Genomic DNA, 17,264 nt, shown 5'->3' with positions numbered 1-17,264 from the left:
GCCCCCGTGGCCGGCCCCTTCGAAAACCCCGAGTATTTCCTGAACCGCGAGCTGAGCTGGCTCGAGTTCAACCAGCGCGTCCTGGAAGAGGCCCTCGACCCCAGCCAGCCGCTCCTGGAACGGCTCCACTTCCTCTGCATCGTCAGTTCCAACCTGGACGAGTTCTTCGAGATCCGCGTCTCCGGCATCAAGCAGCAGATCGAGAACGAGACGGAGGAGGAGACGATGGACGGCCTGGAGCCCCGCCAGGTCTTCGAGGCGCTGTCCGCCCGCGCCCAGCGCCTGGTGGCCGACCAGCACGCGCTGTGGAACGGCGCCCTGCGCCCCGCCCTCCAGGAGGCGGGCCTGGAGATCGTCGACGGCGGCGCCCTCGACGCGGCGGAGACGGCCTGGGCGGGCCGCCACTTCCGGGAGGAAGTCCTGCCCGTCCTCACCCCGCTGGCCGTCGATTCCAGCCATCCCTTCCCGCAGCTCCTCAACAAGAGCCACAACCTCATCGTCGCCTTGCGCCGTCCAGAGATGGAGGCGGGGGAGGAGCCCTCCTACGCCGTCGTGCAGATGCCGCGCGTCCTGCCCCGGCTGGTGGAGCTGCCCCGCGCGGAGGGGGCGGCCCGGCGGCGCTTTATCCTGCTGCACCAGCTCGTCGCCCGCTTCGTCGGGGAGCTTTTCCACGGCGACTTCCTGGAAGGCGCCTGGCCCTTCAAGATCACCCGCAACAGCGACCTCTACATCGACGAGGAAGAGGCGGAAAACCTCCTGCGCACCGTGGAGGAGGAACTGCGGAAGCGGAACCGGGGCAACGCCGTCCGCCTGGAGGTGGCTTCCGGCTGCCCGGAGCACATCGAGCAGCTCCTCCTGGGCTTCTGCAGGCTCTCCCCGGACGACCTCTACCGCCTGCCCGGCCCGCTCAACTTCCTCCACCTCGCCCCCCTCTGCAAGCTGGAGGAATTCTCCTCCCTGCGCGACCGCCCCTGGACGCCGATCCTCTCCCCCGAGGTGCCGGAAGGGGCCAACCTCTTCGACCTCCTGCGGAAGAAGGACGTCCTCCTCCACCATCCCTACGAGAACTTCGGCACCGTCGTCGACTTCGTCGAGGCGGCGGCCGACGACCCCCACGTCCTGGCCATCAAGATGACCCTCTACCGCACCAGCGGGGACTCCGCCATCGTCGAGGCCCTCATCCGCGCGGCGGGGAAGGGGAAGCAGGTCACCGCCATCGTCGAGATCAAGGCCCGCTTCGACGAGGCCAACAACATCGGCTGGGCGCGGCGGCTGGAGGAGTCCGGCGCGCACGTCGTCTACGGCGTCGTGGGGCTGAAGGTCCACTGCAAGCTCCTCCACGTCGTCCGCCGGGACGAGGACCGCATCCGCTTCTACGCCCACCTGGGCACCGGCAACTACCACCCCAGCACCGCGCGCGTCTACACCGACCTGGGCCTCCTCACCACCCGGCCGGAGCTGACGGCGGAGGTCGCCGCCCTCTTCAACATCCTCACCGGCCTCTGCCGGTTCGAGGGGATCCACCACCTCCTCGTCGCGCCCTTCTCCCTCCTGCCCGGCCTGCGGGACTTGATCCGCCAGGAGACGGAGGCGGGCCCGCGCGGGCCGCGGCGGCCGCATCGTCGCCAAGATGAACGCCCTGGTGGACGAGGAATTGATCGAGGACCTCTACGAGGCCTCCTGCGCGGGCGTGCAGGTCGACCTGATCGTGCGCGGCATCTGCTGCCTGCGCCCCGGCATCCCGGGCGTCTCGGAGAACATCCGCGTCCGCTCCATCGTGGGCCGCTTTTTGGAGCACAGCCGCATCTTCTGCTTCGGGCAGGGGGAAGAGGCCCGCGTCTACCTGGGCAGCGCCGATTGGATGCCGCGCAACCTCCACCGCCGCATCGAGGTCGTCTTCCCGCTGCTGGATCCCGCCCTGCGCGCGCGCGTGGCGGAGGAGATCCTGCCCACCTACCTCAAGGACTGCGTGAAGGCCCGCGTCCTCCAACCGGACGGCACCTACCGCCGCGCGTGCCGGGAGGAGGGAAAAGAGCCCTTCCAGGCCCAGCTGGCCTTCCGCGAGCGGGCGCGCCGGGAGCAGAAGGCCCACCGGGCCGTCCACGCGGAAGAAATGGTGCTGACGCCGCTCACCAGCGTGAAAGAGGCAAAAACCCTCTCTTGATTTGTTTTCGGGGGAGAATTATCGTATGGCCGATGAAAGACCGGGCGAATCTCCCTCCTTTGATCGGTCCCAGTCCGAAGCTTCTCGACACCCGGCGGGTGGCCAACGAACGCCTGCCCGTTACCTACGCGGCAGCCAAGCAGCAGGTCGACCAGATCCGCACCCTGATGAGCACGCCCTCTGCTCCTTTCCCGGCCAGCCTGAAGAGCGGTGCCGCTTACTAAAGCCTAGCTTTTTCCACTCCAAGCCATTGCTCGATGCCCATGGGGCCGAGCATAAAGTCTTTGGGAGCGGCGAAGGAGAAGGCTTGGTCTATAAGCACACTTGGCCGGGGACCTTTGGATTTGTTCCAGTCATTGAAGATGGGGTGTTTTCCGTGGAGCCCGCCACGCAGGAGGGATATCGCTGGCGGAATCACCTGCAGAATCGTGCATTAGGCGATGAAATCATCCTGCAGGGTTTGATTTATCTCCCTTACGAAAAGGGAGTAGTCGATCCACAAGGGGAGATTGGCCCGGCCCTTGTGATTTCTCAGCCTTTCCGTAGCGGACGTCCCGCCACGCCCGAGGCGGTATCCACGTTCATGGAGGAAAATCAATTTCGCCCAGCGCCTCACCGGAATGTCTGGTACCGGGAGGACGGGGTCTTGGTCGCCGACGCGCACTTCGGCAACTTCATCGATATTGACGGCCGCTTATTTCCCATCGACCTGCAGCTTAATCAAGTGCCGCCGGAGTGTTTCCAGGCGGTCGGCTGGCCGCTTTAGCTTTAAGGCGCCGACACCTTGAGCTGGATCCGCTCGATGCGGAGGGCCCGTCCCGTCTCCTCGTCCAGCTCGGCAAAGAAGCCGTCGGCCCGCAGGTCGCCGGTGGCCAGGGGGAACTTCCCCGGCAGCAGGGTCACGTATTTCTGCACCACCGCCGCGATGTCCCGGCCGATGACCGACTCGTGCGCGCCGCAGAATCCCGCGTCCGTCAGGTAGGCGGTGCCGCCCGGCAGGATCGTCTCGTCCGCCGTCTGCACGTGGGTGTGGGTCCCCACCACGATGCTGGCCTGCCCGTCGACGTGGCGGCCGAAGGCGATCTTTTCCGAGGTCGCCTCCGCGTGGAAGTCGACCAGGATGCACGGCGTCTCCCGGCGGATGCCTTCCAGGAGCGGCTTGATGATGAGAAAGGGGTTGTCCACGTCCGGTCCCATGAAGGTGCGGCCCAGGGCGTTGACCACGCCCAGCTTCTTGCCGTTGCCCTGCACCAGGACGAAGCCCGCGCCCGGCGTGCCGGGAGGATAGTTGAGCGGGCGAATGAGGCGCGGCTCCTGGGCAAAGAAGGGGAAAATCTCCTTCTGGTCCCAGGTGTGGTCCCCCAGGGTGACGGCGTCGGCCCCGGCGCGCATCAGCTCGTAGGCCAGCTTCGGCGTGATGCCGTGGCCTCCGGCGGCGTTCTCCCCGTTGACGATGAAGAAATCGGGCGCGTAGCGCTCCTTCAATACGGGAATGGCCAGCCGGACGGCATCCCGCCCGGGCTCCCCGACCACGTCTCCCAGGAAAACGACTTTCATCACGCGCCTAAGAAAAGCGCAACGGCGCGATTTCCCAAAGAAGATTCTCTTCCCGCCTTTTCAGGGGCGGACGCGGTGCAGCCGCTCGTCGAAGGGGGAGCCGAGCATCGGCTGGAGCTTTTCCCGGAAGGCGCGCGCGGCGGCGGAGTAGGCGTGCGTGTCGTAGGTGGCCTGATCGGCCCACGTTTCGACGAGGGTGAAGTGGTTGGCGTGGACGGTTTCCTGGAGGACTTGGAAGCTTTCCGCGCCCTTTTCCCGCAGCGAATCGCGGCGAAACTGGTCAAGGAGCCCCGACGCGGCCTGGGTGAAGTCGGGCATCACGTCGACGTGGATGACGGCGACGACGGCCTGCGGGGCAGGCGCGGCGGGGGCCGCGGCGTAAAAGGCGGCGAAGAGCGCCGTGGCGAGGAGGAGTGCTTTCATAAAAAGGATTAGTCTTCCGCGCGGCGCGGGTTCTTCCGCAGCTCGGCCCAATAGTCGAGGCGTTCCTGGACGAGCTTTTCGTAGCCCCGGCCCGTCGGCGTGTAGAAGGTGCCGGGCGGCACGCCGAATTCCTGGCCGGAGACGCCCCCCTCGTAGTCATGGCTGTATTGGTAGCCCTGGCCGTGGCCCAGGGCCTCGGCGCCCTTGTAGTGGGCGTCGCGCAGGGCGCGGGGGACCAGAACGGTGGCGTCGCTCTCCACGGCGGCCATCGCCTTGTTGATGCCCATGTAGGAGGCGTTGCTCTTCGGCGCGGTGGCCAGGTAGACGGTGGCTTCCGCCAGGGGGATGCGCCCCTCCGGCAGGCCCAGGAACTCGAAGGCCTGCTGTGCGGCGATGGCCACGGAGAGGCCGCGCGGATCGGCCATGCCGATGTCCTCCGCGGCCAGGATGACGAGCCGCCGGGCGATGAAGCGCGGGTCTTCGCCCGCCTTCAGCATCTTGGCCAGCCAGTAGAGGGCGCTGTCCGGATCGCTGCCGCGGACCGATTTGATGAAGGCGGAGATGGTGTCGTAGTGCTGGTCCTCGTCTTTGTCGTAGACGGGGGCTTTCTTTTGCAGGCAGGCCTCGATGGCGGCGCGGTCGAGGGCGACGGCGCCGTCCGGCCCGGGCGCGGTGGAGAGGACGGCCAGTTCCAGGCCGTTGAGGAGCCGCCGCGCGTCCCCGTCGGCGACGCGCAGGAGGTGGGCGCGCGCGTCGGCGTCGAGGCGGACGGCGTGTTTGCCCAGGCCCCGATCCTTGTCGGCCAGGGCGCGGTCGACGAGGCGGGAAAGGGCCTCTTCCGGGAGCGGTTCCAGCTGGAAGACCTGGGAGCGGGAGACGAGGGGGCCGTTGACGTAGAAGGAGGGGTTGTGGGTGGTGGCGCCGATGAGGCAGACGGCGCCGCTCTCCACGTCGGGCAGGAGGACGTCCTGCTGGGCTTTGTTGAAGCGGTGGATCTCGTCGATGAAGAGGAGGGTGCGCGGGCCGCCGTTTTTAAAGCGCTGCTCGGCGGCGGCCAGGACTTTCCGCAGGGAGGCGACGGTGGCCTCCACCGCGTTGAGCCGCTCGAAGCGGCTGCGCGTGGCGGCGGCGATGACTTCCGCCAGGGAGGTTTTCCCCACGCCCGGCGGGCCGAAGAGGAGGATGGAGGTGAGGCGGTCGGCCTCGATCAGGCGGCGCAGCGGCTTGCCCGGGGCCAGGAGGTGTTCCTGTCCGGCGATCTCGTCCAGCGCGCGGGGGCGCAGCCGCGCGGCCAGCGGGGAGCGGTCGGTCACCGGCGGGGCGGATGCGGCGGGGCTGCCCGGGTCAGGGGAGCCGAAGAGGTCGGGCGCGGAGTCCACGCCGTAGAATACGGGAGGGCGGCGGCTGGGGCAACTCGAGCGTGAGGCTACGCGCGCACGAACGTCTCCACCATGGCGGGGACGTTTTTGAGCTTCTTTTCCCAGAGGTCCAGGAGGAGGTCGGGCCACTTCGGCAGGGCGCCGCGGGCCTGCTTTTTGAAGAAGGCCCACTCCGGCGACTCCTCCGGGTTCCATTCCGTGAGGAAGAAGCTGCCGGACTGGCCGATGCGGAAGAGGTGGGCGATTTGGTCGGCCAGGTTGATCATGGCCGCCTCCTCCACGGAGCCGGGGCTGTAGGCCCAGGAGTGGTGGATGCGGATGGCCTCGTAGAGGGAAGGGGGGAGGCCCTGCTGCTGGAGGTACCAGGCGCCGATGCTGGCGTGGTTGAGGCCGACGAGCTCGATTTCGACCGGGGAGATGTCGCACCGGCGGCGGGCGGTCTCGCGCAGGACGTCCTCGAAGAGTTTCGGGGAGAGGATGGCCAGGGCCAGCTTGCCGATGTCGTGCAGGAGGCCCATGAGGTAGTAGGCCTCCTCCGGCATGCGCAGGGGGCGCATGTATTGGGCCAGGTGCTGGAGGATGACGGCCACGGCGATCTCGTGCAGCCAGAACTGGTGCCAGTCCAGGAGGTCGTCGGGCAGGTCGGAGCTTTTCTCGATCAGCTTGGCCGTCAGGATGGCGCGGCGGATCTGGGTCAGGCCCAGGAAGAGGACGGCCTCGTCGATGTTGAGGATCGGCTCCGCCGGGGCGTAGAAGGCGGAGTTGGCCAGGCGCAGGATCTTGACGGTGAGGCCCTGGTCGGTGCGGATCAGCTCCGTGATCTGGGGGATCGGCGTGTCGGCGGAATTGGTGAGGTGCTCCAGCTGGGTGATGATGGCGCCCAGGGAAGGCAGGACTTGGCTGGCCTTCGGGTCGGAGATCAGCTCGTAAATGGGGGCGTTGGGCGCTACGGTCCCGGCGGGTTCCAGGGGAAAGCCAAAGAAATCGGACGGCATGCGCTACGCCTCTCTTCGGCTTTCGGGCCGATTTCTTAAGTATAAAGTTAAGTAGAATTTCACCTAGCTCCCCTATCGCCGCTTGTAGTAGTACCAAGGAAAGACTTCCCGTGAAAATGGATCAAGCCAAAGGGCGCTTCGTTAAGAAAGATTAACAGTGTGCATCTGATATCGAACTACGGGACGGCGGCGGCGCAGGAGGTCTTCACCAAGATGCTCAACCTGCCGCTGGAGCTGGTCCGCGAATCGGAGGAGCTTTCGGCCCCGATCGAGTTCAACGGCGTGATCGGCACCGTGGGCTTTACGGGGAAGATGACCGGCCTTCTCTACCTGTGCATGAGCGAGCGGCTGGCCAACGAGGCCGCCGCCCGCATCCTGGGCGGCCCGGCCAGCCCGGAGGACGTCAACGACGTCATCGGCGAATTGACCAACATGGTCACCGGCAACCTTAAGTCAAAGATGGTCGACCAAGGCTACAATTCCGTCCTGAGCATCCCCACCGTCCTGCGGGGGGAAAAGATCGCCGTCGCCAGCCTGCAGGCGGCGTTGACCCTCATGATAGAATTGGCGGTACCCTCCGTTTCCGAGAAACTCAACCTCTACGTGTTCGCCCGGCTGGAAGAATAACCCCCCATCATGCCCAACCCCAAAATCCTCAGCGTGGACGACAGCAAGATGATCCACATGGTCATCGGCCGCGCGTTCAAGAACTTCAACGTCGACCTGATCTTCGCCAGCAACGGCGTAGAGGCTCTGGCCGTGGCGACCCGCGAGGATCCCGACATCATCCTCCTGGACGTGACGATGCCCGTGATGGACGGGGTGGAAACCCTCACCAAGCTCAAGTCCGACCCGATCATGAAGGACATCCCCGTCCTCATGCTCACCGCGGAGGCGGGGAAGGAGAACGTGGTGAAGATCGCCCGCATGGGCATCCGCGACTACATCATCAAGCCCTTCACGGAGCAGACCCTCGTCGACCGCGTCAGCCGCATCATTGACCTGCAGACGAAGGGCACCAGCGACACCCAGAACAAGACCCTGGACGACCTGGCCAACATCCTGGTCATCGACGACAAGCCGGCCATCGTGGAGCAGATCCGCAGCGCCTTCTCCCACACGGCGTGGAAGATCCACAGCGCCGCCTCCTCTTCCGAGGCGGTCGACGCCACCTCCAAGGACGTGCCGGACGTCATCCTCATCAACCTGGCCCTGCCGGACAGCGGCGCCTTCAGCTTCTTCCAGATGATGCGCGCCAGCGTGCGGACGAAGGCCATCCCCATCTTCGGCATGAGCGTGAAAACGGCGGCGGAAGAGCAGGGCAAGGCGCAGAGCATCGGCTTCACCGGCATCATGACCAAGCCGCTGGACCTGCCGGAACTCTTCCACCGCGTCTGCCGCGCGATGAACGTCGACACCTCCAACCAATACTTCTCCGTGGAGAACAACATCCAGATCTGCAAGGTGCCGAACAACCCCTCCCAGATCGTCCTCTCCGAGCTGCACGACTACATCACGTCGAAGACGCGGGAGATGGTCGACGCGGGCATCAACCGCCTGCTCCTGGACGTGAGCGAGATCCAGCGGATCGAGATGGGCCTCATCAAGCTGCTGCTGCACGCCGTCCAGTCGTGCCGCGGCCTTTCCATCCGCTTCCGCATCGTCGGCTCCAGCGATTTCACCACCCAGGCCCGCTCCTTCGAGGAGACCAAGGACATGGAGGTGTTTTCCGACCGGGAATCGGCTTTGGCCGAATTCTAGTCGGAATCTGTTATAACCTAAGGAAAGAGTACTAAAGCTCTTTCCCATTATTGCCGATAACGTACCTAGCGCGGAGGAACCGTGCTCCTATGAAAGGTCGGACAGGATGTTTGTCTCGTTGGCGGATGGGGGGGACGGTGGCCATATTGCTGGCAGGCGCTCTCCTGTCGAGTTCTCCCGGGGCCTCCGACATCCCTTACAATCGTGGCAGGTACTTCGCGCAGAACCCTTTAATGGCGGAGGTGACCCTCCCGCCCCTTCCGGATTCCCTGCATCCCATGGGGCCGCCTAAGCCCCTGCCCACCTCCATCGTTTCCCCCCTTCCGCCCGCCGTGGGCCCGAAGAACGGTCCGGACACCACCACCGGCCTTCCCGCCGCCTCCGGCGGGCAGACGAGCGTCAACGGCCAGTCCTCCCCCAATCCGCCTGGGAACAATAGCGATACGACCATCACCACCGCCACCCCCCCGCCCGGAGCGGCCACTTCTCCCTTCATGAACTGGGTGCAGCAGAATCCCGCCGCCGCGGCCGCCGCCGCGCAGGCGGAGCGGAACAGCTATCAGAACGGCTCTTCCCCCGCCGCCGCCCAGGACAACACGATGCTGAACATTCAGTATCCCTATCTCTGGAACCAGGAGCAGCCGCCCGGAGGGGGCTCGGTCATCTACACCATCAAGAAGTAGGAGAGGCGCGCCATGACTTTGCGGCGTCTTTCCCTCGTCCTTTTCGTATTGGCCGCCGCCGGCCTTCCCGCGCGGGCCGACGCGCCCAGCGCCGGCCAAAGCGTCACGCCGAATGAGCTGCTCGTCCAGGCTCACAAGCTCTACGACCGGAGCGATTACGACCTGGCCAAGGCCGTCCTGGACAAGCTCATCACCCGCCCGGGGGTGGAGCGGCCCGTCCTGGCGGAGGCCATTTTCTGGCGCGCCCGCATCGCCCAGCAGACCGACCAGCTGACCGACGCCGTCGTCTGGTACCAGAGGTATCTGACCGAGTTCAGCGACCAGATTGACGCCGCTCCGGCCGCCTTCCAGCTGGGGGAAACCTACAAGCAGCTGGGGGCGTACGACCGGGCGCGCGACGCTTTCTACAAGACCCTCACCTTCGCCATCAACCGGGCTTCCAGCCTGACCCTGGACGATTTCTCCATCTCCGTCCGCATCTCCCAGGCCGCCACGTGGGAACTGGCGGAGACCGAATACCTGGCCTCCAACTGGCAGCGCGCGGACGAGCTTTACGAGCGGTTCAAAAAACAGAATCCCTCCCTGGAAAAGCTGGTCGCCACCGCCTCCTACCGCCAGGGGGACATCTCCTTCCAGCTTCGCCAGCCGAAGGAGGCGATCGCCCGCTACGAGTCGGCGTTGGCCCTGGCTCCCTTCCACCCCTTCGCCACGGAAGCGTGGCTCCGCTTGGTCTCCCTCTACGGCATGACCAATCAGCCTCAGAAGCAAAAGGAGGCTCTTCAGTCCTTCATCTGGCTGGTCGACACCCTGGACAAGGACAACCAGCTTTATTGGCAACGGCGCTGCGCCGACCAGCTCCTCTCCGAGTATAAGGGGCACTTGAAGGACCAGATCCCTCTCTTGGAGACCATTTACAAGAGCCAGAACAATCCCGGCTGGGCCCGGATGCTCGACTTCTACCTCTCCCTCCTGGCCCGCCAGACGAACGATCCCAACGCCGACCAGCCCCAGCCGAGCGCCGAGGCGGCCGACAGCTGGAACGACTGGCTGCGCGGCTTCCGGGAACGTTTGGCCGGTCTGGTGGCAAAAATGGAAGCGATGCGGGACAAAGACAGCGCCGTGCCGGTCACCGCCGTGATCGTTCCGGTCACGCCTGCCGCTCCGGCGGCGAAAACAGCCTCCAATTAGGGCAAAAATTCCGGCTTCGGCCGGCGAGTGAGGGTGGAAAATTCCGCCTCCGCCGTGCGCCTCTCCCGGGCGGCACTTTTTTCCGGGACAATTCTTCCCCTTGAGCTATAAAGGGAGCCGATGCAGTTCGAGCGCGTAATCGTCGTCGACGACGATCCTCTGATCCGGCGGCTGATCGTCGGCCACCTGCAGAAGCAAAATATTCCCGTCCTGGGAGTCGTAAACTGCCAGCAGGCCCTGGAGGCCCAGCAGAAGGAACCGGCCGACCTGATGATCGTCGACCTCCTGTTGCCCGACGGCAACGGCCTGGAAGTCATGCAGGCCGTCAAAAAGATGGGCCCGGTCGAGTGCATCATCGTCACCAGCTTCGGCAGCATCGAGTCGGCGGTCGACGCCATGAAGCTCGGCGCCGCCAACTACCTCCTGAAGCCCTTCACCCTGGCTCAGTTCGACATGGCCTTAAGCCAGCTCATGGAGCAGCGCAAGCTCCGGGAGGAGAACGACTACCTCAAGGAACAGCTGGCCAACGAGGTCGGCGTCAGCGAGCTGCTCTACTCCAGCCCGGAGATGGAGGAGGTGCAGAAGCTCCTCAAGCGCGTCGGCCCCACCAACGCCACCGTCCTCATCGAGGGGGAGAGCGGCACGGGCAAGGAACTCGTCGCCCGCTCGATCCACCAGAACAGCCTCCGGGCCAAGGCCCCCTACATCAAGGTGAACTGCGCTGCCGTGCCGGAGAACCTCCTGGAGAGCGAGTTCTTCGGCCACGAAAAGGGCGCCTTCACCGGCGCCAGCAACCGCCGGGAAGGCCGCTTCGAGCTGGCCAACGGCGGCACCCTCCTCCTGGACGAGGTGACGGAAATCTCCATGGGCCTCCAGGCCAAGCTCCTCCGCGTCCTCCAGGAAAAGGAGTTCGAGCGGGTCGGCGGCAACCGGACCATCCGCGTCGACGTCCGCATCCTGGCCACCACCAACCGGGACATCCATCGGAGCATCGAGGCGGGGCAATTCCGCCAGGACCTTTACTTCCGCCTCAACGTCGTCCCCGTGAAGCTTCCCGCCCTGCGCGAGCGGCGCGGGGAGGTCGAGTTCCTCCTCAAGAGCTTCCTGGAACGCCTGGCCAAGAAATACAATAAGCCCGTCCCCATCGTCAGCCCGGAGGCCATGCAGCAGCTGGCCAACTACGACTGGCCCGGCAACGTCCGCGAGCTGCAAAACTACGCCGAGCGCGCCGTCATCCTGGCGGAGGAAAACCGCGCCCTGGAATTCCACGACTTCGTCTCCCGGCCCGCTTCCGCCGCCCGCCTGGGCGGTTCCGGTCCCACGCCTGCTGCCGGGCCGTCGTTCTTCAGCGCCCCGCCGGAGGAAATCCTGACCGTGGAGGAGATGGAAAAACGCCTCATCCACAACGCCTTGAAAAAGACCCAGGGCAACCGGAACGAGGCGGCCAAGCTCCTGGGCATCAACGTCCGCACCCTGCGCAACAAGCTCAACCTCTACGCGCAGATCGCCGGGGATATCCCCCCCGACGACGAAAAAGAGGCTTAAAGCGGCCTCCCCGGCATGGCCGATGCTTCAGGAAGCATTATGGCCAAGATGAAGGCGCTTCTGGAAAAGGTCCCCGTGGCGGGGGACGTGGCAACCCTGTGGAACATCGGCAAGGGATCCTTGCAGACCGTCAACCACCTCGCCCGCGGGGAAGTCCGCCTGGGCATTCAGCGCGCCGCCGTTGTCGGGGCGCGGGTGGCCCTGGAAGCGGCCGATTTGGAAGTTGTCGGCGAAATGATCCGCCCCGCCGCCGCCACCGCCCTTCAGGCCGCCGATGCCCACCTCGACCGTCGGACCAAGGCCCACCGCCTGGAAAAGGCGCAGATGAAGGAAGCCTCCCGCGTCCTTGTCGCCGACGGCCGCTCCGCCTCTCCGGAAGGCCGCGCCCTCGCCTAAAAAGCGCCTCGCGCCGCCGCTGTTTTGCGGGGATGCTGAAGCGCCGATGGCGCCTTCCCTTTTTCCCAGTCCCCACCTTGCCGCCGATCCGGCGCTCGCCGCCTTTATCCGGGCCATTCCCAAGACGGAGACGCACCTTCACCTGGAAGGGGCGCTTCCCCACGCGCTCCTACGGGAGCTCGATCCTTCCCGCTTCGCCGCGCCGCCCGCTTTTTGGGAGCCGGGCTTCCGTTATGACGATTTCCCCCACTTTGACGGGGTGATGCGGGAGCACGCCGCCGCCTGGTTCCGCTCGGCGGAGGCCTATGGCCGGGCCGCCGCCCTTCTCCTGCCGGCGCTGGCCGCGCAGAACGTCCGCTACGTGGAGGCCAGCGTCCATCTGCCCGCCGTCCACGCCGCCGGAGGAGAGGCCGTCCTGGCCGCTCTCCGCGCCGCCGCCGCGGCGACGCCGCAGGTGGAGCTGCGCCTCTTCGCCGGGATGACGCGCGGGCTGTATGCCACCCACGCGGCGGTGATTGAAGCCGCGCTCGGCTGGAAGGAGGTCGACGGCTTCGACGTCTACGGGCCGGAGGCCGTTCCCTTTGAGCCCTGGACCGCCGACGTCTGGCGGCGCGCGCGGCAGGCGGGGAAGTTCACCAAGGCCCACGCCGGGGAATTCGGCGACGCGGCCGCCGTCCGCCATGCCGTCGAGGCGCTGGGCGTCACGCGGGTGGAGCACGGCCTGGCCGCCGCGGCCGATCCGGCGCTTTGCGCCCTCCTGCGGGAGCGGGGCGTGACGCTCGATATTTGCCCCGTGAGCAACTGGCGGCTGCGCGCCGTGCCCTCCCTGGGGGCGCATCCGATTGCCGCCCTCCACCGCGCGGGCGTCCGCTGCACGGTGAGCACCGACGATCCCTTCTTTTTCGGCACCACGCTGGAGAACGAATACGCCGCCCTGGCGCGGGAGGCGGGCCTCACGCGGACGGAGCTGCTCCAGCTCGCCCGCCACGGCTGGGAGGCGGCGCTCGTTTCCCCCGCCGTGCGGGAAGAGGCGCTGGCGGAGATCGCCGCGTTGCAAGCGGGGCTGGGCTAAGCCAAGCTATCCTGGGTCATGATGCCGAAGCTCAAATCGAGGCCTAAGCCCAAGCCGCCCGCGTTTTCCATTCCGGGCCTTTTGCGTCAGGGATGGGGGCTCCTGTGGAAGCGGCCCCTTTTTTTCTTTTTCGGGGTTGTTCTCTATCTTCTGGCGCAGACCGTTTTCTTTTCCGCGGGGATTGAGGTTCTTCTCCGCTACACCCGCAGCCATCATCAGTGGCCCGGCTGGGCTTGGGCGGCGAAGGCGGTTCTGCCGTTTTTTCTATTGGGCCTTCTGGCCGGGCTTTGCATCCTTGTCGGATGGGTGCGCGGGGGTTTGCGCGCGGTCCGGGGGGAAGACCCCTCCTGGGGAGACTTTGTGAGGGGGCTGCGTTTCGTGCCGCATGGGTTGGCCGCGACGGCGTTGACCGCCCTCGTCGTGGGCGGCGGCCTCCTCTTGGCGCTGGTGCCGGGGGTGTTTTGGCTGCCCCGCTTCGGCCTGGCCTTTTTCGCGTCGGTAGACCGGGGCTTGGCACCCGTCGCCGCGCTGAAGCGGAGCGCCGCGTTGACGCAGGGGGAGCGGCGGCGCTTTCTGGCCCTCCTCCTGGCGCTCGTTGCTCTCAATTCTTTGGGGATAGCCTGTTTCTTTGTCGGCACCTTGGTGACCACGCCCTTGAGCCTGGCCACGCTGCTCTTGGCCTACGACGCCCTGGACCGCCGCCGGAAATGAACCCGATGCGCCGCCTTTCCCTGACTCTCCTCACCGGCTTCCTCGGCAGCGGAAAGACCTCCCTCATGCAGCATGTCCTCTCCCAGCCGGAATTTCCCCGGCAGGAAACCGTCGTGCTGGTGAACGACTTCGGCAAGGTCAACGTCGACGCCGCGCTCCTGGCGGCGAAGGTATCCCGCCTGACGGCGCTGACTGCCGGATGTCTCTGCTGCGCCAGCTATCCCGAATTGGGCCGGAATCTGGAGCGGCTGGCCGCCGATCCTTCCGTGAAGCACGTCTGGATCGAGGCCTCCGGCGTGGCGGAGACCGACGACCTGCTGGACCGCCTCACCGAGGCGCCGCTCTGGAACCGGATGGAGCTGGCGCAGGTCATCCACGTCGTCGACGGGTCCAACTATCCCGGCTGGTGGCTCAACCGCTCCCTGGCGCGGGAGCAGCTCCGCTGGGCCGACCTGGTCGTCGTCAACAAGGCCGACCAGGCCAAGCCCGCCTCCCTGGAGAAGATCGCGGAGGACCTCGCCCGCCACAATCCGCGCGCCGTCCGGGCCGACGTGACGCGCGGGCGGGTCGATCCTGAGCTGGTGCTGGGCGCGCGGCGCAGCGCCGTGCCGCGCCACCGCGCGACCTCCGGCGCCGCGCCCCATCCGGAGAAGACCTCCACCGTCTTCCTTTCCCTGGAGCGGCCCGTGCCGCGCCCCGTCCTGGAGCGGGCGCTGCGCGAGGCGCCGGGGGAAATCTACCGGGCCAAGGGCCTGGTCCGCTTCGACGACGCGCCCGATTCCCCCTGCGTCTTTCAAAAGGCGGGCGACCAGACCGACGCGGTTGCCTGGTCCGCGCCCGCCGAGCTGGCGGAACTCCCCTGCGGCCTGGTCCTGCTGGGGCGCGGGCTGGACGAGGCGGCCTTGGCCGCCCACTTCGCCGGACTGGGGGCCGTCTCCGCGTGACCTCCGCCCGCCGCCTGTTGCCCGGCTTCGGGCTGAGCCTGGGCTACTCGGTCTTTTACTTGAGCTGCATCGTCCTCCTGCCGTTCGCCGCGCTCCTGGCGGAAGGGGCGGGCACCACCTTCCGCCACGCCTGGCACACCGTGGCGGACGCGCGGGTGCTCCACGCGTGCGGCCTGAGCCTGGGGGCTTCCCTGGCCGCCGCGCTTTGCAACGGGCTTTTCGGCTTCGTCACCGCCTGGACGCTGGCGCGCTACGATTTTCCCGGCCGCCGGCTGGCCGACGCCCTCGTCGACCTCCCCTTCGCCCTGCCGACGGCGGTGGCGGGCATCGCGTTGACGACCCTCTACGCGCCGCACGGCCCTTTGGGCGCGCCGCTGGCGCGGCTCGGCGTCCACGTCGCCTTCACGCCGCTGGGGGTGGCGCTGGCCCTCGTCTTCGTGGGCCTGCCCTTCGTCGTCCGCGCGCTCCAGCCGGTCATCGCCGCCCTGCCGGAGGACGTGGAGGAGGCCGCGGCCTGCCTGGGCGCGGACCGCGGGCAGACCTTCCGCCGCGTCGTCTTCCCCGCGCTGCGGCCCGCCCTCCTCACCGGCATGACGCTGGCCTTCGGCCGCGCGCTGGGGGAATACGGCTCCATCGTCTTCATCTCGGCCAATCTCCCGTTCCGCACGGAGATCCTGCCCCTGCTCATCGTGGGCAAGCTGGAGCAGTACGATTATTCCGGGGCGGCGGTCTTGGGCCTCCTCATGCTCTTTTTCTCGGCGGCGATTTTGACCGGGGTCCATTTTCTGCAGCGGAGGCGGGCGTGAGCGGCCTCGTCGCGCTGCCCGCCGCCGCGCCCCGCGCCCGCCGGGCGACGGCCGACGCGCCGCCGGTCCGCGCCCTGCTCCTGGCGGTCACGGCGGCCTTCCTCCTCCTCTTCCTGGTCGTCCCGCTGGGGGAGGTCTTCGCGGAGGCCTTCGCGCAGGGGCCGGGCGTGGCCTGGGCCGCCCTGCGCGATCCCGATTGCCGAGCGGCGATCGGCCTCACGCTGCTGACGGCCGCCATCGCCGTGCCGCTGAACACCGCCTTCGGCATCGCCGCCGCCTGGGCGCTCACCCGCTACCGCTTCCCCGGGCGGCGGGTCCTTTCCGTCCTCATCGACCTGCCGCTCTGGGTCTCCCCGGTCATCGGCGGGCTGGTCTACGTCCTCCTCTTCGGGCGGCACGGGTTCCTCTGGCCGTGGCTCGACGCGCACGGGATCCGCATCGTCTTTGCCCTGCCGGGCATCGTGCTGGGGACCACCTTCGTCACGGTCCCTTTCGTGGCGCGCAGTCTCATCCCGCTCATGGAGAGCCAGGGCGTCACGGAGGAGGAGGCGGCCTATTCCCTGGGGGCCGGCGGCTGGCAGATCCTCCGCCGCATCACCCTGCCGAAGGTGAAGTGGGCGCTCCTCTACGGCGTTATCCTCTGCAACGCGCGGGCGATGGGGGAGTTCGGCGCCGTCTCCGTCCTCTCCGGCCACATCCGGGGATTGACGAACACGCTGCCCCTTCACATCGAGGTCCTCTACAACGATTACCAATACGCCGCCGCCTTCGCCGCGGCCTCGCTTCTCTGCCTGCTAGCGCTGGTCACCCTGGCGCTGAAGACGGCGGTGGAGTGGGGCGCGCGGCGGCAGGAGGAGGCGGCCCGCGCACCGGAGTCCCCGTCATGAACATCGCCATCCGCAACGTGAGCAAGACCTACGCTGCCGGAGGGCCGGGCGCCCTGCGCGGCGTTGACCTGGACGTGCGTCCGGGGGAGCTCTTGGCCCTCCTGGGGCCGAGCGGCTCCGGCAAGACGACGCTCCTGCGCATCGTGGCGGGCCTCGAGTTTCCCGACGCGGGCGGGCGGGTCGAGTTCGGCGGGGAGGACGTGACCGATCGCCCCGCCTCCGCGCGGCGGGCGGGATTCGTTTTCCAGCACTACGCGCTTTTCCAGCATATGACGGTTTTCGAGAACATCGCCTTCGGCCTGCGGGTGCGGCCCCGCGCCGCGCGGCCGCCGAAGGCGGAGATCGCCCGCCGGGTGGGGGAGCTGCTGGCGCTGATCCAGCTGGCCGACTTCGGCGGGCGCTATCCGTCCCAGCTCTCCGGCGGGCAGCGGCAGCGCGTCGCCCTGGCGCGGGCGCTGGCGGTGGAGCCTCGGCTCCTCCTCTTGGACGAGCCCTTCGGCGCGCTCGACGCGAAGGTGCGGCGGGAGCTGTGTCTCTGGCTGCGCCAGTTCCACGACGAGACGAAGCTGGCCACCCTCTTCGTCACCCACGACCAGGAGGAGGCCTTCCGCCTGGCCGACCGCGTGGCGGTGCTGGGGGAGGGGCGGGTCCGGCAGATCGGCACGCCGTCCGAGCTGCGGACGCGCCCGGCGGACGATTTCGTCCGGCACTTCCTCGGCCTCTCCGAGGAAATGCACCCGACGATCTAAGCCG

18 protein-coding genes and 1 pseudogene are annotated in these 17,264 nt (G+C 67.3%); 15 read left to right on the top strand and 4 right to left on the bottom strand.

What is annotated here, in order from left to right; all coding sequences use genetic code 11:
* Window positions 1-6 precede the first annotated feature (6 nt).
* From ppk1 to PW734_01910, 3 genes and pseudogenes are all read left to right on the top strand, one after another.
* Window positions 7-1,533: pseudogene (gene ppk1 / locus PW734_01920) on the top strand (polyphosphate kinase 1).
* Window positions 1,534-1,630: 97 nt separating this feature from the next.
* Window positions 1,631-2,164, top strand: coding sequence for a hypothetical protein (locus PW734_01915; protein MDE1169960.1), 534 nt, complete (start codon window positions 1,631-1,633; stop codon window positions 2,162-2,164).
* 307 nt (window positions 2,165-2,471) lie between these two features.
* Window positions 2,472-2,930, top strand: a complete 459-nt coding sequence (locus tag PW734_01910; GenBank protein ID MDE1169959.1) for a hypothetical protein — start codon at window positions 2,472-2,474, stop codon at window positions 2,928-2,930.
* 2 nt (window positions 2,931-2,932) lie between these two features.
* Here PW734_01910 and PW734_01905 read toward each other — a convergent pair whose 3' ends face one another.
* The 4 genes from PW734_01905 to PW734_01890 are packed head-to-tail and all read right to left on the bottom strand — an operon-like array spanning window position 2,933 to window position 6,518.
* Window positions 2,933-3,721, bottom strand: a complete 789-nt coding sequence (locus PW734_01905) for a TIGR00282 family metallophosphoesterase (GenBank protein MDE1169958.1) — start codon at window positions 3,719-3,721, stop codon at window positions 2,933-2,935.
* A 60-nt stretch (window positions 3,722-3,781) separates the two neighbouring features.
* Window positions 3,782-4,144, bottom strand: a complete 363-nt coding sequence (locus PW734_01900; GenBank protein ID MDE1169957.1) for an antibiotic biosynthesis monooxygenase — start codon at window positions 4,142-4,144, stop codon at window positions 3,782-3,784.
* Between the two features lie 8 nt (window positions 4,145-4,152).
* On the bottom strand, window positions 4,153-5,523 hold the full coding sequence (locus PW734_01895) for a replication-associated recombination protein A (GenBank protein ID MDE1169956.1): 1,371 nt from the start codon (window positions 5,521-5,523) through the stop codon (window positions 4,153-4,155).
* A 47-nt stretch (window positions 5,524-5,570) separates the two neighbouring features.
* A complete protein-coding gene (locus PW734_01890; protein MDE1169955.1) occupies window positions 5,571-6,518 on the bottom strand; it encodes an HDOD domain-containing protein in 948 nt (315 codons plus the stop codon).
* A gap of 159 nt (window positions 6,519-6,677) precedes the next feature.
* Between PW734_01890 and PW734_01885 the strand changes: the two genes are divergently transcribed.
* The 12 genes from PW734_01885 (at window position 6,678) to PW734_01830 (ending at window position 17,260) form a co-directional block, all read left to right on the top strand.
* Window positions 6,678-7,145: a chemotaxis protein CheX gene (locus PW734_01885; GenBank protein ID MDE1169954.1), complete on the top strand. Its 468-nt coding sequence runs from the start codon at window positions 6,678-6,680 to the stop codon at window positions 7,143-7,145.
* A gap of 9 nt (window positions 7,146-7,154) precedes the next feature.
* A complete protein-coding gene (locus tag PW734_01880) occupies window positions 7,155-8,279 on the top strand; it encodes a response regulator (protein MDE1169953.1) in 1,125 nt (374 codons plus the stop codon).
* 278 nt (window positions 8,280-8,557) lie between these two features.
* Window positions 8,558-8,962, top strand: coding sequence for a hypothetical protein (locus PW734_01875; protein ID MDE1169952.1), 405 nt, complete (start codon window positions 8,558-8,560; stop codon window positions 8,960-8,962).
* A gap of 12 nt (window positions 8,963-8,974) precedes the next feature.
* Window positions 8,975-10,150, top strand: coding sequence for a tetratricopeptide repeat protein (locus PW734_01870; GenBank protein MDE1169951.1), 1,176 nt, complete (start codon window positions 8,975-8,977; stop codon window positions 10,148-10,150).
* Between the two features lie 120 nt (window positions 10,151-10,270).
* Window positions 10,271-11,695, top strand: a complete 1,425-nt coding sequence (locus PW734_01865) for a sigma-54 dependent transcriptional regulator (GenBank protein MDE1169950.1) — start codon at window positions 10,271-10,273, stop codon at window positions 11,693-11,695.
* 39 nt (window positions 11,696-11,734) lie between these two features.
* Window positions 11,735-12,091 carry a hypothetical protein gene (locus tag PW734_01860; protein ID MDE1169949.1) on the top strand — a complete coding sequence of 119 codons (357 nt, stop codon included), beginning with the start codon at window positions 11,735-11,737 and terminating at the stop codon, window positions 12,089-12,091.
* Window positions 12,092-12,137: 46 nt separating this feature from the next.
* Entirely contained in the window at window positions 12,138-13,163 is a 1,026-nt protein-coding gene (locus PW734_01855) for a hypothetical protein (protein MDE1169948.1), read from the top strand.
* Window positions 13,164-13,523: 360 nt separating this feature from the next.
* On the top strand, window positions 13,524-13,874 hold the full coding sequence (locus PW734_01850) for a hypothetical protein (protein MDE1169947.1): 351 nt from the start codon (window positions 13,524-13,526) through the stop codon (window positions 13,872-13,874).
* Window positions 13,871-14,818, top strand: coding sequence for a GTP-binding protein (locus PW734_01845; protein ID MDE1169946.1), 948 nt, complete (start codon window positions 13,871-13,873; stop codon window positions 14,816-14,818). The genes PW734_01850 and PW734_01845 overlap by 4 nt, the downstream gene beginning before the upstream one ends.
* The gene (gene cysT / locus PW734_01840) at window positions 14,815-15,624 is read left to right on the top strand and encodes a sulfate ABC transporter permease subunit CysT (protein MDE1169945.1); all 810 of its coding nucleotides are present in this window, start codon (window positions 14,815-14,817) and stop codon (window positions 15,622-15,624) included. The genes PW734_01845 and cysT overlap by 4 nt, the downstream gene beginning before the upstream one ends.
* On the top strand, window positions 15,621-16,511 hold the full coding sequence (gene cysW / locus PW734_01835; protein ID MDE1169944.1) for a sulfate ABC transporter permease subunit CysW: 891 nt from the start codon (window positions 15,621-15,623) through the stop codon (window positions 16,509-16,511). The genes cysT and cysW overlap by 4 nt, the downstream gene beginning before the upstream one ends.
* Window positions 16,508-17,260, top strand: a complete 753-nt coding sequence (locus tag PW734_01830; GenBank protein MDE1169943.1) for an ATP-binding cassette domain-containing protein — start codon at window positions 16,508-16,510, stop codon at window positions 17,258-17,260. Before cysW ends, PW734_01830 begins: the two co-directional genes overlap by 4 nt.
* The last annotated feature ends 4 nt before the right edge of the window (window positions 17,261-17,264 follow it).

It is taken from the genome of Verrucomicrobium sp., from assembly GCA_028283855.1.
Lineage (GTDB): Bacteria > Verrucomicrobiota > Verrucomicrobiia > Methylacidiphilales > GAS474 > GAS474.
The sequence above is the reverse complement of the archived record's forward strand: the minus strand, read 5'-3'. Positions and strand labels throughout refer to the sequence as shown.

Coding starts and splice junctions, on each gene's coding strand:
- PW734_01875 (MDE1169952.1), top strand. CDS start 8,558: ATGGGGCCGCCTAAGCCCCTGCCCACCTCCATCGTTTCCCCCCTTCCG.
- PW734_01830 (MDE1169943.1), top strand. CDS start 16,508: ATGAACATCGCCATCCGCAACGTGAGCAAGACCTACGCTGCCGGAGGG.
- PW734_01905 (MDE1169958.1), bottom strand. CDS start 3,721: ATGAAAGTCGTTTTCCTGGGAGACGTGGTCGGGGAGCCCGGGCGGGAT.
- PW734_01860 (MDE1169949.1), top strand. CDS start 11,735: ATGGCCAAGATGAAGGCGCTTCTGGAAAAGGTCCCCGTGGCGGGGGAC.
- PW734_01880 (MDE1169953.1), top strand. CDS start 7,155: ATGCCCAACCCCAAAATCCTCAGCGTGGACGACAGCAAGATGATCCAC.
- PW734_01890 (MDE1169955.1), bottom strand. CDS start 6,518: ATGCCGTCCGATTTCTTTGGCTTTCCCCTGGAACCCGCCGGGACCGTA.
- PW734_01855 (MDE1169948.1), top strand. CDS start 12,138: ATGGCGCCTTCCCTTTTTCCCAGTCCCCACCTTGCCGCCGATCCGGCG.
- PW734_01845 (MDE1169946.1), top strand. CDS start 13,871: ATGAACCCGATGCGCCGCCTTTCCCTGACTCTCCTCACCGGCTTCCTC.
- PW734_01900 (MDE1169957.1), bottom strand. CDS start 4,144: ATGAAAGCACTCCTCCTCGCCACGGCGCTCTTCGCCGCCTTTTACGCC.
- PW734_01870 (MDE1169951.1), top strand. CDS start 8,975: ATGACTTTGCGGCGTCTTTCCCTCGTCCTTTTCGTATTGGCCGCCGCC.
- PW734_01865 (MDE1169950.1), top strand. CDS start 10,271: ATGCAGTTCGAGCGCGTAATCGTCGTCGACGACGATCCTCTGATCCGG.
- PW734_01915 (MDE1169960.1), top strand. CDS start 1,631: ATGAACGCCCTGGTGGACGAGGAATTGATCGAGGACCTCTACGAGGCC.